This is a genomic window from Sessilibacter sp. MAH3 (assembly GCF_054658275.1).
Genome location: NZ_BAAGIE010000019.1, coordinates 84,232 through 99,988, shown reverse-complemented (window position 1 = coordinate 99,988; position 15,757 = coordinate 84,232). Strand labels below are relative to the sequence as shown.

Annotated in this window: 11 protein-coding genes; 3 read left to right on the top strand and 8 right to left on the bottom strand. The window is 40.7% G+C overall.

Annotated elements, in window-relative coordinates:
- Positions 1-161: 161 nt before the first annotated feature.
- From ACYQ2C_RS12750 to ACYQ2C_RS12725, 6 genes are all read right to left on the bottom strand, one after another.
- Positions 162-1,013, bottom strand: coding sequence for a DUF4435 domain-containing protein (locus ACYQ2C_RS12750; protein WP_460102980.1), 852 nt, complete (start codon positions 1,011-1,013; stop codon positions 162-164).
- 1 nt (position 1,014) lies between these two features.
- Positions 1,015-2,364 (bottom strand): AAA family ATPase, encoded by a 1,350-nt coding sequence (locus tag ACYQ2C_RS12745; RefSeq protein WP_460102982.1) that lies wholly within the window; start codon positions 2,362-2,364, stop codon positions 1,015-1,017.
- Between the two features lie 32 nt (positions 2,365-2,396).
- On the bottom strand, positions 2,397-3,740 hold the full coding sequence (locus ACYQ2C_RS12740) for a HEPN/Toprim-associated domain-containing protein (RefSeq protein ID WP_460102985.1): 1,344 nt from the start codon (positions 3,738-3,740) through the stop codon (positions 2,397-2,399).
- Between the two features lie 29 nt (positions 3,741-3,769).
- The gene (locus ACYQ2C_RS12735; protein WP_460102987.1) at positions 3,770-4,183 is read right to left on the bottom strand and encodes a hypothetical protein; all 414 of its coding nucleotides are present in this window, start codon (positions 4,181-4,183) and stop codon (positions 3,770-3,772) included.
- 1,265 nt (positions 4,184-5,448) lie between these two features.
- Positions 5,449-5,760, bottom strand: a complete 312-nt coding sequence (locus ACYQ2C_RS12730) for a hypothetical protein (protein ID WP_460102989.1) — start codon at positions 5,758-5,760, stop codon at positions 5,449-5,451.
- 2,542 nt (positions 5,761-8,302) lie between these two features.
- Entirely contained in the window at positions 8,303-9,055 is a 753-nt protein-coding gene (locus ACYQ2C_RS12725; protein WP_460102991.1) for an endonuclease/exonuclease/phosphatase family protein, read from the bottom strand.
- A gap of 724 nt (positions 9,056-9,779) precedes the next feature.
- Here ACYQ2C_RS12725 and ACYQ2C_RS12720 point away from each other — a divergent pair.
- A complete protein-coding gene (locus ACYQ2C_RS12720; RefSeq protein ID WP_460102993.1) occupies positions 9,780-10,784 on the top strand; it encodes an integron integrase in 1,005 nt (334 codons plus the stop codon).
- 92 nt (positions 10,785-10,876) lie between these two features.
- Here ACYQ2C_RS12720 and ppc read toward each other — a convergent pair whose 3' ends face one another.
- Together ppc and ACYQ2C_RS12710 are read right to left on the bottom strand one after the other, a co-directional pair.
- Positions 10,877-13,549, bottom strand: a complete 2,673-nt coding sequence (gene ppc, locus ACYQ2C_RS12715; RefSeq protein ID WP_460050697.1) for a phosphoenolpyruvate carboxylase — start codon at positions 13,547-13,549, stop codon at positions 10,877-10,879.
- A gap of 126 nt (positions 13,550-13,675) precedes the next feature.
- The gene (locus ACYQ2C_RS12710; RefSeq protein ID WP_460102995.1) at positions 13,676-14,245 is read right to left on the bottom strand and encodes a phosphoribosyltransferase; all 570 of its coding nucleotides are present in this window, start codon (positions 14,243-14,245) and stop codon (positions 13,676-13,678) included.
- Positions 14,246-14,331: 86 nt separating this feature from the next.
- Between ACYQ2C_RS12710 and ACYQ2C_RS12705 the strand changes: the two genes are divergently transcribed.
- Both ACYQ2C_RS12705 and ACYQ2C_RS12700 read left to right on the top strand, forming a co-directional pair.
- Entirely contained in the window at positions 14,332-14,937 is a 606-nt protein-coding gene (locus ACYQ2C_RS12705; protein WP_460050693.1) for a phosphoribosyltransferase, read from the top strand.
- Between the two features lie 16 nt (positions 14,938-14,953).
- Positions 14,954-15,757: an amidohydrolase gene (locus tag ACYQ2C_RS12700; RefSeq protein WP_460102998.1), complete on the top strand. Its 804-nt coding sequence runs from the start codon at positions 14,954-14,956 to the stop codon at positions 15,755-15,757.

Here is a 15,757-nt window from a genome sequence, read left to right as displayed (position 1 = left end):
TTCCTCCCCATCCCGTAATTGCCAATAATCTTTTTCAAAACAGGCTAATTCCACGATCTATCCTTTTATGCATAACGCCTAAAACACCGGCTTGGTGAAGTTGGTGGCTTTTTTGGAACAAAAAAGGTGACAGCTTTACCAAGTCCGCGTGGTTTGACTTGTTAGCCGACGACGTAATTCTTGCAGTCAGCAATTGGATTCAAGTCACACTTCATTGCCAGCCTAAGCTTGAAATTTAAATTTGGTATCTTTGTTTTGACCGTAGACCTAGCTCTGGTAAGCATGAGAGGCATAAGATAATCTTTTCCGGAGATATATTTGAAAATAGAATCTGTGCAGCTATTTACTTTTCCAGCAAGCACTTCACGTCGTTGATAATATACCTCTTCACCTGCGATACTAATTAGCTGATTTTTCAGCTCTTCGATTCTTCTGTTTGCCTTGGCCACATCCAGCTCCCCCCTGTTTGAAGAAACTAAATTACTAACCGGATAAGCTACGGTTTGGATTTGCGGACACAAGTCAAAGCAAACCGCATATTCTATGAACAAATTCGTTAAAATAGAAATGTTTGCAGCTAGCCAACCCTCAAAATTAAATTCCACTTTTAATTGGCTTTTTAATTTTATTGTCTCTTCTTCATTTAGAACCTCTAAAAGTGCTGCCTCGTCAATTAGTATATTTTCAACACAATACATCGGAAGAATATAAAGGCCATCAAGTTCAACTTTCTCTTCTTTAGTGAGAAGATACATGTCTCCATCAATGATATACAAAGATGGTCTCGAAAATTCACCTTGCCATCGCTCACATTCTTCAAGAACCGCATCCCTCCCACCTAACGGATACACATTTGAAATCCGGTATTCCCCATCGAACAAACGAGAAAATATTTCTGTAAATAGCTTTACATAGCCAACGGCTGTGTCTTCAATATATATATCAATGTCGTTATACTCTTCAAAAAATACTGATTTTGCAGATAGCGCTGCGCTGCTTCTCTCTGGAATCATATTATCTACACTTCACTGCTTTATTTTTGTATTCGCCAATTATTTCAGGGCTATGTGTAGCCATCAAAAATTGTGCATTAGGGCTTACAGCCAGTATTGTTTCGGAAAATTTTTCTTGCCATCTAAGATGCAAAGAAAGCTCAGGCTCATCAATTATGAACACTGTATTTCTTTCGTTGTAACGATTAAAAAATGCATGAGCAAAGATGACGAGGAGTTGGCGTTCGCCAGATGAAAGTCCTTCTATAGTACATTTTTTTCCATCAGGCCTATCAACTACAAGTTGACCAACCGTATCAACCGATAAAGTTTTATTAGAATCTGAGTAGAAACTATTAACAGTCTGTATGAACTCATTGATTGGTTTGAACAACTTATCTATCTTTGATTTATACTCATCAATAACCTCAACAATATTCGCGATTCGCTCGATTTGAGCTTTATTGGTTAATAGTTCAATATTAAACCCTTTTTCCCCAGCTTCAGGTATCGATTCAAACAATTTAGTTAGCCTGTCAAAAAACGTATCAACCTCTGAGCTCAACCTACTATCTTTAACCCCAATTTTAGAAAGTGCATCTTTGATCTCTTTCTTTCTTTTGAGAAATACAGCCTTCTCATTCCAGAAGTCACGTTCAAGTTTCTCTTCGTCAAACTTAAATTCAGTATAACTAAACGCCGACAACAAAATACTATCTCTAAGCTTTTCCGATTGGCGCTCTTCAAGATGCCTTAATCTTCTATAGGCATCCTGAACTAGTAGCTCAGTCTCCATAAGGCTAGCGCCTAATGACCCGTTTATAAGACGCCTAGCTCTTATTGCTCTATTATTTGACTTCCTTACCATCCATAGCTCGCGCTCCGTGAAATATTCAATGCTCTTTTCATTATGTGCTTGATCTTTTCTTCGATCTAATCCCAGAAAAATTGGTGAAGGAATTTCAGCAAGGCGTTTTACTACGGGAGTATTGGAATTTTTTCTGTTCACCTCTTCAATAAGTTCATCACGGTCATTAGATTTATGTGTATAGTATTCAATTTCAATGTCTGAATAATTAGGCAGCAAAAGCTTTTCATCTACTGAGCTAACACTAAGCTCAATCTTTGAGTCATCAGAAAGTGCGGAAATCTCAATACTTTCATTTTTATGTTCTATTTCCAATATGGCAGTTTCAAATGGAATGGTCATCAACTCTCTAAAGTTAGGTACTAACAAGCCATTTATCAGCTTTATAGCGGTCGTTTTTCCTGAGCCATTTCCGCCGACTAAAAAATTAACATCTGACTGTAAATTAAAGTCAAACTCCAAATATCCGAATACTTTAGTAGCTCTGAATCTTTTAAGTATCAATTTCTGTCTCCAATTTATTTTCGGCTAACGCCTCAATCACCGGCGAGCTTTAGCGAGTCCGAGTGCATTGACTTGTTAGGCAGATACTCTTCAAAGCAATCAAATACTGCTTTAAATATAGCCCGCATTCCACTCCAGTCCGACTTAAGAATATTTTCCGGATCTTCTTGGCATATTTTGACTTTTTCTAGATAGCGTTTCTGAACCTGAACTTTATCGACTATCTCACCTTGATATTGCTTAAGGCTACTTTCGTAGCCTTTCCATTGGACAGGTGTTAGCCCTCCATCAATTTCAAGAGCATCAACACCTAGATAGACTTCGATCGAGCCAGCCAAACCGTTTATATTTAAATTGGTCAAGCCAGACGGACCTATTGTTGGATAATTATTGCAGGTTTCTATATCTGGATAGTGCAGCACCTTGATTGTATTTGGAATACTCACATCTTTTAGCGCCTTGAGCGCAACCTTTGCAGCAGTATCATTATCAAATAACGCAACAACTCTATTTCCAATTCCAGCACCAATAAAGGCTTTAATAGTTGTAACAAGCGCAGAAGCTCCTCCTGCTGCTTTAGACACACCAAAATCCATAAAGGAGAAATAGTCTGCAAGGTGCGGATACAGCAATTTTAATGCAGGTTCTAGAAAGTTTTTATCAGATGAACCTTCCGTTAGAATTAGGACTTTCGAGTCAACTAGGTAATCACCTATTAATTCATCTACGGCACCTTCACATACATGTTCATTGATATCGTAATAACCACCATCAACTAGATCGGTAATATCTTGTACAACCAGTTTGGATTTCGGAACAATTTCCAAAAAGGCTCTTAGGAAGTGCCGGATATCATATGCTGGATACCCAAAATACATCTCGTAATCTTGGTCATCATATATAAACTGTGTTATTGGATCAGTATCTTCTGGCAGTTCTTCTTTCGAAGTCCATCGCACTAGTTTTTTCTCATAAACTGTCGATAATGCTTCAACATATTTCTCGAATGTAAAAGTTTCCAATAAATCTATCTGTGGTTGAATCCATTCGGAGTCACCATCTCTGGCCCACTCTCTATAAGTTTCAAGTTTTTCTTTAACCCCAAGATCAAACCAAGCTTTGGAAGCATTTATAGTAAAACCCATGATATTAAGGCGATCTATTACTTGCTCGACGGTTGCGGAATACTCAACAACGGTTTCTTTCTCTTCGCTTTCAGATGCCTCTGACCACATCAGCTTATTTCTCGCTGAAACTGGTCGCTCTTCAATAATCTTGTCCGATTCTCGAAAAATTGACATCACAGTAGAATCGACCGCTGACTTTGTAGAGTGAACAGGAAAGTCCGCTATATATAATTCGGTGTACGTACCCATTTACATCCTAGTATTGCCTAACGCCTTGCTCACTGGGAGAAAAAAGCGAAGCTTTTTTTGATCCGGTGCAGCAATTTGTTAGGTGATTCTCTCTCCGTGGAACTTACAGGTGATTCAGCTTGTGTTTCACCGAGAATACAATAGAAATATATTTCATAACCTTCGTATTCACCTAGAAGCTCCCATTCTTCCGATTGATGAATTGGCATGTGCATCATTACGGTGTAATTTGATGCTTTTAGCACTAACTTAACCTGAAATATCTTTTCAAAAACTTTAGCTTCATCATCAACTACTTGGTGCTGCGTACTAATTAAATCCCTTTCAATGCAGAAGCATTCGTCAAATGCATTTACGCCAAAAAAGTCATACTCTTCTCCGCCTTTAAAAATCTTAAATTGGACCTGCATGTATCCAATTTCACTTCGAGGTGTTTGATCCATGTTTTCACCTAACGTTTTGCTTTGCGGCGCGCGTTAGCGCGTCCGGTGGAGGCCATGCTTTTTGTGGCCGGAACGAATAAGAGCAACTTGTTAGAACAATTGCAAAAATAACTATTTTGCAGGACTAAAAGTATACAAATAAACATTTAAGTTACCTTACTTTCTACGACCAAGTTTGCCATTTTGGGCCACAAAGAACGAAACTAATAAACCCTACGTGGCCACGTTACTAACTGAAACTAAGAAGAGCAAAACTGCCCAACGTAAATATGCCTTTTACTAAAAATTGGCTACCACGATTTTGTAGCTGCCAACCTTTTACACCTTACTTAAAAATACCAAGAACCAGAACTTCCAGTTTACTTAACACCTAAAATTTACCACTAATAAAACCACTGAGTAGTTCTAACGCTTTGCTTTGCGGCGCGCGTTAGCGCGTCCGGTGAAGGCCACGCCTTTTGTGGCCGGAACGAATAAGAGCAACTTGTTAGAACAATTGCAAAAATAACTATTTTGCCGTGCTAAAAGTATACAACTAAACATTGAATTACCTTACTTTCTGCGATCAAGTTTACCAATTTGAGCTGCGAAGAACGAAACTGCTCTGCCTTATGCAACCACGTTACACATTGAAACTAAGAAGAACAAAACTGCCCAACATAAACCTACTTTTTACTAAAAACTGGCTGCCACGATTTCGTAATTACTCAAATTTAACACTTTACTTAAAAACACCAAGAACGAAAACTTTCAGTTTACGTAACAACTAATATTTACCACCGATAAAACCACTGAGTAGTTCTAACGCTTTGCTTTGCGGCGCGCCTTAGCGCGTCCGGTGGAGGCCACATTTTGTGGCCGGAACGAATAACAGCAACTTGTTAGAACAATTGCGAAAATGGGTATTTTGCGGTGTTAAAAGTGTACTACTAAACATTTGAACCACCTCACTTTCCACTACCAATTTCGCTAATTTGAGCCACGAAGAACGAAACTACCAAACGTTACGTGCCACCTTACTAATTGAAACCACGAAGAGCAAAACTGCCCAACGCAAATCTACCTTTTACTAAAAATTAGCTACCACGATTTTGTAGCTATTAATACTTTGCACTTTACTTGAAAGCCCCAAGAACGAGAACTTTCAGTTTAGGTAACACCTAAATTTACCACTGATAAAACCCTAGAACAGTTCTAACGCCCGCAACACCGGACAATTTGGAGCGCAGCGGAAAATTGTTCCGTGTGCTTGCGCTTGTTAGGCATTATTCCCACATCACACCTTCTGATGGTTTAGTTGGAAACGAAATAAACCGTTGTAATAGCTTTTGATTGAGAGCTTCTTTTCTATTTGTACCAATAAGAAGCCGATTTACCATGTCACAATATTCAAATGCCAAAGCCATGTCGCCGCCTACATCAAAAATCCAGAACCTCTCGATTCCTGAAGCCGTTTTCATCGGGTCATCTTCAACAAAGTGCTCTTGACCCAAGCAAGCAATTACCTTCTTAAGCTCTATTGTACTTTCAGCTTTGGCAAAAACTTTCCCCGTTTTTCCTTCCCACTTCTTGCTCATACTGATTTGGTGCCTAACGCTTTGCTTTGCGGCGCGCCTTAGCGCGTCCGGTGGAGGCCACATTTTGTGGCCGGAACGAATAACAGCAACTTGTTAGAACAATTACAAAAGTAGCTATTTAGCAGTGCTAAATGTGTAGCACTAAACATTTGAGTTACCTTACTTTCTGCGACCAAGTTTGCCAATTTGAGCCGCGAAGAACGAAACTACCTAGCCTTACGCAGCTATATTGCTAATTAAAAATACGAAGAGCAAAACTGCCCAACGTAAATGTACATTTTACTATAAATTGGCTGCCACGATTTTGTAGCTACTAACATTTACTACTCTACTTGAAAGCTCCAAGAACAAAAAACTTTCAGTTTATGTAACACCTAAAATTTACCACTTATAAAACCCTACAATAGTTCTAACGCCCCGCTAAACAGCGAGCCACGCAGTGGCGAGTCCAAGGCAAAAACTTGTTTTTTGCCTGATGTTTGAGCGGTTTGTTATACGTTTTTAACATAAACAACCTTTGCCACTATTGTTGAATTTACTGCATTAAAATGCGGGTCAATAAACTAAAAATTTACCACAGTTTGACGCGGACTATGAAGAACGAACGAGATTAATTTTCAGACCAATAGATGCAAAATATTGGTTACCACGTTAGCCATTTAACACTTTAGTTTACTGAAGCTTCAGCTACCAAGAATGGCAAGATTCAACGACAAAACAGCTATTAAATTCACCAAGAATAATACAAAGAATACGTATAACGCCTTGGTAAGGGGCAGACAAAGCGAAGCTTTGGCTGTCCAGTGGAAGCCCGAAGGGCTGGAACGAACTTAACCAACTTGTTATGCATTGTTGGTTGCCTTTATACGCTGAATTACAAATAAGCCAAGCGCAATGGTTAATGTGTAAATAAACGATAACACTGAGAATATGATGATGCCAGAGATTAACCCACCTTCGAATTCTATTTTTAGAGCAAAGACTGTAACCAACGACAAAATAAAGCAAATGAGAGTCATTAGGTAAGGGCTGTGTTTGAAATATGTTGGCATAAAACGCTTACATAGTGACCATATTAATAATGAAGGCGCTAGGAATATAGCTTGAAGAGTTAGGCCGAAGATGAAAAACATTAGTCTGATTTACTCACGATGCATAACGCTTTGCTTTGCGGCGCGCGTTAGCGCGTCCGGTGGAGGCCACGTTTTTTTGTGGCCGGAACGAATAGGAGCAACTTGTTAGAACAATTACAAAAATAGCTATTTTGCAGTATTAAAAGCTTACAACTAAAAATTTAAGTTACCTTATTTTCTGCGACTAAGTTTGCCAATTTCAACCACGAAGAACGAAACTACCAAACGTTACGTGCCACGTTACTAATTGAAACCGCAAAGAACAAAACTGTTCTGCCTCACGCAACCACTTCACTCATTGAAACTAAGAAGAGCAAAACTGCCCAACGAAAATTTACCTTTTTACTAAAAATTAGCTACCACGATTTTGTAGCTGCTAACATTTTACACTGTACTTGAAAGCACCAAGAACGAAAACTTTCAGTTTACGTAACACCTAAAATTTACTACTGATAAAACCACTGAGTAGTTCTAACGTTTTGCTTTGCGGCGCGCGTTAGCGCGTCCGGTGGAGGCCACGTTTTTTGTGGCCGGAACGAATAAGAGCAACTTGTTAGAACAAGTACAAAAATAGCTATTTCGCATTGCTAAATGTGTACCACTAAACATTTAAGCCACCTCCCTTTCTGCAACTAAATTTACCAATTTGAGCCACGAAAAACGAAACTGCTCTGCCTCACGCAACCACTTCACTCATTGAAACTAAGAAGAGCAAAACTGCCCAACTCACATCTACCTTTTTATTAAAAATTAGCTACCACGATTTTGTAGCTGCTAACATTTTGCACTGCACCTGAAAGCACCAAGAACGAAAACTTTCCGTTTACGTAACACCTAAAATTTACTACTGATAAAACCGCAAAATAGTTCTAACGCTTTGCTTTGCGGCGCGCGTTAGCGCGTCCGGTGGAGGCCACGCTTTTTGTGGCCGAAACGAATAACAGCAACTTGTTAGAACAAGTAAAAAATAGCTATTTTGCAATGTTAAAAGCATACCACTAAACATTTAAGCCACCTTACTTTCTACGACCAAGTTTGCCAATTTCAGCCACGAAGAACGAAACTACCAAACGTTACGTGTCACCTTACTAATTGAAACCGCGAAGAACGAAACTATCGAACTTTACGCAACCACTTCACTCATTGAAACTAAGAAGAGCAAAACTGCCCAACTTACATCTACTTTTTTACTAAAATTTGGCTGCCACGATTTTGTAGTTATTCTAATTTTGTACCTTATTTGACGGCACCAAGAAACAGAACTTCCGGTTTACGTAACACCTAAATTTACTACTGATAAAACCACTGAATAGTTCTAACGCTTTGCTCAGCGGTGGAATAATTTGGCGGGACTTTTGCGTGTTTTTGCAAAAGGCGCGACAGATTATGGAATCCGCTGGAGCAACTTGTTAACTGCTGATATTTGCACATAATGGCATGTGATCACTAACAGTCAGCCAATTTTTAATATTACCTAGCTCAACTTTACTAACTGACAAGAGATGGCTAGACATGAAAAAATAATCAATATGGTAAGGCTTCTCGATATTTCTGTGAAGATAAAAAGAAGGTTGTGTTTCTTGCCCCTGTAGCTCACCAGTTTGATAATGATACAAACTCTCTATATTAATAGAAGCTAGTTCGTTTATTGTGTCTGTGTGACTCCACCAACGATCATGCTTGTCCCATATTGCGTTGCTATTGAAGTCACCTGCAATAATTGTATTTTGTTTATTAAGTTCTTCTCTGTGGATTTGCAGATATTTCCAGAACTGCCCCATATAACCAAATATTTGAGAATCACTGCCTTTAGTCCAACAAGCCAAAACGTTGAATTGATTGTTTAGACGAAAGGGTAAAAACAGCTTTAAATCTTGAGTAGACCACGAGGTTGCTTGGCTTGATGTATGCAGCCCTTGTATTTTGAATGAGCCAGACCACTCTAGATGCTCTACTTTGTTACCTGATTTTGGAAATACACCAATACCCTTATTTTTACTTGTGCCGACCCAGAGATAATTGCCCGCCCACTCTTGATAAGCCTTCGTAGATTGAGAAGGATCTTCACATTCTTGAATAATGAGAACGTCTGCATTTAAAGAATCAACTTCATTAAGTTTCTTTCTCAGTGCACCGTTGCAATTCCACGTTACAATTTTCATATACAGTTAACGCTTTGCTTTGCGGCGCGCCTTAGCGCGTCCGGTGGAGGCCACGCCTTTTGTGGCCAGAACGAATAAGAGCAACTTGTTAGAACAACCGCGAAGATAGCTATTTTGCAACACTAAAAGCATACAGCCAAACATTTAAGTTACCTTACTTTCCGCCACTGAGCTTGCCTATTTGAGCCACGAAGAACGAAATCACCCGACTTTACGCAACCACTTTGCTAATTGAAACCACGAAGAGCAAAACTGCCCAACATAAACCTACTTTTTACCAAAAATTGGCTGCCACGATTTCGTAATTGTTCAAATTTAGCGCTTTACTTAAAAACACCAAGAACGAAAACTTTTAGTTTACGTAACACTTAAAATTTACCACTGATAAAACTCTAGAGTAGTTCTAACAGTTTAATAGATGTCTTAACGACGTATGTTTCCCCAATTTACCGTCGTTGTGACATCTATCTGGGGTGAATTTTTCTCAACGCTATCTCGAAAGCTTTGTCACGTCAATATTTCAGCTAATTTGGCACAAATTTCATCTTTGGATTTTGTATCACAGTGAAATCTATCTCAGAAAAAACCATGTTCAGGTAACTTATTGAATTTAATTAATTTTTGAAACATATTAGAAAACTATTTAGATAAGCATACTTAGGTTGATTTTTATGTTGGGTTATTTTAGATAGGATATTTGAAATTTTCTAACAAGGTTTTTGATGTGGATGATATACCCATTCCTATTCCAAAAAATCCAACACGACTGATGGATCAGTTACGGGCTTTTATTCGCTCGAAGCGCTTATCTTATAAAACCGAGAAAGTCTATTGCTTTTGGATTTTACGTTATATCCGTTTTCATGACCGTCAGCACCCAAATAATTTAACGGTTGATCACGTAAATCAGTTTTTATCGAGTTTGGTTTTACAAGAAAATGTTTCTGTTAATACGCAGAAAACAGCGTTAAACGCTTTGGCATTTTTATACAATCAATTCTTATCCAAACCGCTAGAAGGCGTTGAATTTACGCCAAGTTCTAAACAACGACATATTCCTACTGTTTTTTCGCATCAAGAGGCGATGTCGATCATCAATGAATTATCCGGTATTTATAAATTAATTGTATCTCTGATGTACGGCTCTGGATTACGCGTGATGGAGTCGGTTCGTTTACGAGTACAAGATGTGGACTTTAGTAATGGATGTTTAATTGTTCGAGAAGCAAAAGGTAATTATTGGCGAAGAACTCTTTTACCCAGTTCTTTAATTGACGGTTTACAAAATCAAGTAAATTTCGTTTTGGCTCAGCATCAGAAAGACTTGGCAGATGGTTGCGGCTCGGTTTATTTACCTTTTGCTCTAGAAAGAAAATATCCGAATGCGTCAACCTCATCGGGCTGGCAATATTTATTTCCAGCACCACACTATTCTATTGATCCGAGATCGAACATAAAAAGAAGACATCACTTAGGTGAACAATCTGTGCAGCGCGCAGTAAAAGCCGCAATTAAGCGTGTGGGCATTCTTAAGAAAGCAGGCTGCCATACTTTTAGGCATTCATTTGCTACGAATTTATTGAGAAACGGAACCGATATTCGTGCCATTCAGGAAATGTTAGGCCACAGAGATATTTCAACCACGCAAATTTACACCCATGTTGTAGGCCTGCATGAAAGAGGTGTTACCAGCCCGTTGGATTTTTCGAACTCAAATTCGTATCAATAAAAAAGGCTTTGAATTATCTCAAAGCCTTTTATTTTTTTAACTCTAAGAATTGGCATTAATTTCTTAAGAGTTAATCAGAGGTTTCTACAGCCCTAACCGGTATTTCTTAAACCAGCGGCTACACCAGCAATGGTTACCATAAGTGCTTTTTCGAGTGTGGTTCCACCGCACACTTCGCCGCATTCCCGCATACGTTTTAACAATTCAACTTGCAAGATGTTTAGCGGGTCTATGTAGGGGCTGCGCACTTTTATTGATGCTTGAATTTGTGGGTCTGCCTGCATGAGTTTGCTGTGTGGAATTAAATCAACCACTTGTGCAATTGCGTTGGCCAGGTTTGCTCGTAATGTTTCGCCCCAATGTTGCTGTTCAATGGGAACGAGTTTTTCATCATATAAAGCCGCAAGCCACGGATCAGCTTTTGAAAAAACCATTTCGAGCATGGATAAACGCGCTTTAAAAAACGGCCAGTTTTCAAACATTTCTCGCAATGTAGATTCATGCTCTTTACGCGCAGCTTCTAATGCTTGCCCAGTGCCTAACCAAGCAGGAAGCATCATGCGATTTTGTGACCATGCAAATATCCATGGAATAGCTCGTAGTGTTTCTACGCCGCCGCCGGGTTTACGTTTGGTCGGTCTTGAACCCAGTGGTAATTTACCAAGTTCTTGCTCGGGTGTTGCAGCACGAAAATAGGCAACAAAATCTTCACTTTCACGCACAACACCACGATAGGCTTTGCACGATACGTCACTGAGTTTCACCATGGTTTCACGCCAAGCAGGCTTAGGCTTGGGTGGTGGCAATAAATTACCTTCTAAAATGGCCGATGCAAAACGCGACATGGATTGCACGGCGATGTCTGGCAGGCCGTATTTGAAGCGAATCATTTCGCCTTGCTCGGTTACACGTAAGCCACCCTGCAAGCTACCCGGCGGTTGCGATAACAATGCACTGTGCGCAGGAGCACCGCCGCGACCAACGGTACCACCGCGGCCATGGAATAATACTAATTTTAGGCCGTTGGCCTCTGCCAAATTAACCAATGATTCTTGCGCGTGATATTGCGCCCAGCCAGCGGCAAAAAATCCGGCGTCTTTAGCTGAGTCTGAGTAGCCAATCATGACGTACTGGCGGCCTTGTAAATAGCCACGATACCAATCGTGCTTGAGCAATTCGCTGATGATACTTTCGGCGTGCTCTAGGTCATCGAGGGTTTCAAATAAAGGAGCAACCGGCATACGATGTTGGCAACCACACTCGCGCAATAATAATTGTACCGCCAATACGTCGGAGGGTTTTCTCGCCATTGAGATAATGTATATACCCAAGGCTTGGGGATCGGTTTTTGCGACTAGGCGGCAGGTATCTAAAACTTCTTGCACGTCGGCACTTGGGCGCCAACTTTGAGGAATTAGCGGTCTTCTTGAGGCTAATTCTGTGAATAAAAAGTTTTGCTTATCGGATTCGGCCCATTGTCCGTAATCCCCTAAACCTAAATAGCGGGTTAATTCCGACCACACCTCGGTATGACGTTCGCTGTCTTGACGAATGTCGAGTTTAACCAGAGGTACACCAAATGCATGCACTCGCCAAATAGTGTCGCGCAATAGGCCATTAGCAATACTTTCTAAGCCAACCTCTACCAAAGAGCTGTAGCACATTTCTAAAGGTGCGCGTAATTGCTCTGTATGGGTAATTAAATCTTTTGCGGCATTTGGTTTGCCGGTTAATTCTGCGGTTAAAGCGTCGCGAGTTTCTTCAATTTGATCGCGCAATTGTTTTAACAGAGTTCGGTAGGGTTCGCTGCTATCACCAACAACCGCACGCAATTCATCGCTGCAAGGCGTTACCGAAATTTCTGAGCAGAGTCGATCGAAATCGCGCAAATATAAATCCATGGCTTCCCAGCGACTGGTAAGCAGGACTTCACGAGTTACTTTTGCGGTTACAAATGGATTGCCGTCGCGGTCGCCGCCCATCCAAGATACAAACGACAGCGGCATCCAGTTTAACGGCATGGTGATGTCGGATTCCGTTTTAAGCATTCGATGGAATCGACGCATAAATAACGGCACGGCATGCCAAAGCGATTGCTCGATAACCGCAAAACCCCATTTAGCCTCGTCTACCGGTGTTGGTCGGCGCTCACGAATTTCATCGGTGTGCCAAGCTTGCGCGATAAGCTCCTCGATACGTGCCTGAATATCCGAACGCTCATGAGAATCAATGGTTCGATCCATCTCTGCCAAGCTATCGTTCAGTAATTGATGTTTCTGGATCAAGGTGCGGCGAGAGACTTCGGTTGGGTGCGCGGTAAAGACCAATTCAATGGATAATTCATTGAGCGCTTTATGAAAATCTACGGGATTAATCGACGTTTTTGCGGTAGCTAAAAATTCTTTTAACGAACGCTCACCGGCGTGGGCGGTGATTTCACCCGGAGCAACGGTTTGATATTGCTCCGCAATGTTGGCGAGATTTAAAAATTGGTTAAAGGCACGGGCAACAATCAACATTTGTTCGTCGCTTAACGAACTCAATAGTTGCGTTAATTGTGAGCGAGCCTGTTCATTGCCTTTACGTGAATCGCGAGCCATCTTACGAATGGCTTCAACTTGATCGAGTACCTCTTGGCCGTGGGTTTGACTGATGGTGTCCCCCAAAATACGCCCAAGCATGCGAATATTGTCGCGTAATGAGTCGGAAGTACTTTCGTTAAGAGGTTTCGCCTCTTTACTTAGAGTTGGTTCTTTAACCGACATAAAAAACTCCGCAAATGAAAATAATCAGTTCGCGCTACACTAACACTTTAATGCGGAGTTTTTAATTGATATTGCCTATGACAATCAAATAATAATTTCTGATACCTAAAAACTATTTTTAATACATTAATCAGGTATCAAGTCACCGATAATGTCGTGTATTTGGGGACGATTCTTTACCACTTCATCTTTGGTTAATCCCTCTAAAGAGAAGGGAAATTTCAACCATTGTTCGGTTTCGTGCAAATAATAGTCAGGAACACGATCGGTTAGGTTAGATTTAGGCTTGTAGTAAGGCACCGCTACTCGAATATCTTTTGGGCAGTTTTTACGAGCCTTACTTTGCAATTCTTTAATTAAGGCGTCAATAGTTCGGCCGGTGTCAAAAACGTCGTCCACAATCAATAATGGATCGTCGTAATTAAAGTTTTTGAGCAGATAACTTAAACCATGAATACGAATGTTATCGGAGCGTTGACCAATGCCCGAATAGGACGAGGTTCGAATCGCAATGTGGTCAGACTGGCAACCACCGTAGTGATCAATAAACTCCTGAACAGCAATCCCGATGGGTGTACCACCGCGCCACAGGGCAATAATAACTTTCGGTCGAAAACCGCTCGCCAGAACCTTAGCGCCGAGTTCAAACGAGTCTTCTAATAATTGTTGAGAAGAGATGTAATACTTGTCTGCCATTAACTGCTACTCAATTTTTGTCTTGTCAGTCAATTATTATATACTGGCAAATCCTATTTCCGCGACCATACATGGCATTTGATTAAATGATCAAAAAATATTTAGATGCAGAAACCGTACTTTTAGATTCATACCGATTAGCCGAAATCATTTATCGCAGTGGTTTTCGCCCTGATTTTATTGTTGGATTGTGGCGCGGTGGTAGTCCTGTAGGTATAGCTGTGCAGGATTGCCTCGAATTTTTAGGCATTAAAACAGATCACATCTCTTTGCGAACCTCTTACCGAGGACTCAGCAGTTACAATTCTATGGTCGAGAAACACGAAAATATTCGCGTTCACGGCACACAGTATCTGTTAGACAATCTTGAGTCACACCATAAACTCTTGATCGTTGATGACGTTTACAGCACGGGCTTAAACGTACAAGCGGTGTTAAATCGTCTGCAAAAAAAGACTCGCCGCAATATGCCGGAAGACGTCAAAATCGCTACGCTTTGGCGTAAACCTTCCCTTGAACGAGTGGAAAGAAAACCGGATTTTTACGTGCACGAAACCGAAGATTGGTTGGTCTTTCCCTATGAATTGGATGGCCTAACAGAGCAAGAAATTGGTCAAGAAAAATCGTTTGTACATAAAATTTGCGAAAAATATAACATTGCCAAAGTCAGTGCGACCGAACCTAAAGCCTAAATTTACGAGCATTTAAATGTCTGAAGATTTGCGTGTTACGTTAATTCAAACCGATTTAGTCTGGCATCAACCAGTGCTAAATCGCGCCAATCTCGCAGACAAAATGGCGCCCCTCAAAGGGCAAACCGATTTGATCGTATTGCCAGAAATGTTCACCTCTGGCTTTACGACCGAACCCGATTCGCTCAGCTTATCAGCGTTAGATTCTACCGGCTCAAATCCAACTTTGGATTGGATGCAAGCTCAAGCAAACGAACTTAATGCAGCCATTTGTGGCAGTACTGTTTTCGATACTGGCGCGGGTCACACCAACAGACTGTGGTTTGTAACACCGTTTAAAGCGCCGGTTTATTACGACAAGGTTCACTTGTTTCGTATGGGTGATGAACACAAGCGCTATTTACCTGGCGATAAGCGCGTTTGTATTGAATATTTAGGCTGGAATATTTTGCTGACCGTCTGCTACGACCTACGCTTTCCTGTGTTTTGTCGCAACCAAAACGATTATGACCTAATGCTCTGCGTGGCCAGCTGGCCAAAATCAAGACGCCTACCCTGGCGCTCTTTGCTTATCGCCCGAGCCATCGAAAATCTGGCCTACGTTGTGGGCGTTAATCGCATTGGTGAAGACGGTAAAGGTTGGCAGTACAGCGGTGATTCGCTTGCTGTTGATTTTAAAGGTCAACTGATGGTTGATGAACCAGAAGACAGCTCGTTTGAGATTACCCAAACACTGAGCAAAAGCGATCTTCTGGAGTTCCGTGAAAAGTTTCCAGCATGGATGGACGCGGATTTATTCGAACTTACCTTAAAAAAATAA

What these genes read in the sequence shown, in the direction of transcription:
- ppc (WP_460050697.1), bottom strand. Translation starts at nt 13,549, where the DNA reads ATGTCGGTTAAAGAACCAACTCTAAGTAAAGAGGCGAAACCTCTTAAC.
- ACYQ2C_RS12735 (WP_460102987.1), bottom strand. Translation starts at nt 4,183, where the DNA reads ATGGATCAAACACCTCGAAGTGAAATTGGATACATGCAGGTCCAATTT.
- ACYQ2C_RS12750 (WP_460102980.1), bottom strand. Translation starts at nt 1,013, where the DNA reads ATGATTCCAGAGAGAAGCAGCGCAGCGCTATCTGCAAAATCAGTATTT.
- ACYQ2C_RS12725 (WP_460102991.1), bottom strand. Translation starts at nt 9,055, where the DNA reads ATGAAAATTGTAACGTGGAATTGCAACGGTGCACTGAGAAAGAAACTT.
- ACYQ2C_RS12710 (WP_460102995.1), bottom strand. Translation starts at nt 14,245, where the DNA reads ATGGCAGACAAGTATTACATCTCTTCTCAACAATTATTAGAAGACTCG.
- ACYQ2C_RS12730 (WP_460102989.1), bottom strand. Translation starts at nt 5,760, where the DNA reads ATGAGCAAGAAGTGGGAAGGAAAAACGGGGAAAGTTTTTGCCAAAGCT.
- ACYQ2C_RS12705 (WP_460050693.1), top strand. Translation starts at nt 14,332, where the DNA reads ATGATCAAAAAATATTTAGATGCAGAAACCGTACTTTTAGATTCATAC.
- ACYQ2C_RS12740 (WP_460102985.1), bottom strand. Translation starts at nt 3,740, where the DNA reads ATGGGTACGTACACCGAATTATATATAGCGGACTTTCCTGTTCACTCT.
- ACYQ2C_RS12700 (WP_460102998.1), top strand. Translation starts at nt 14,954, where the DNA reads ATGTCTGAAGATTTGCGTGTTACGTTAATTCAAACCGATTTAGTCTGG.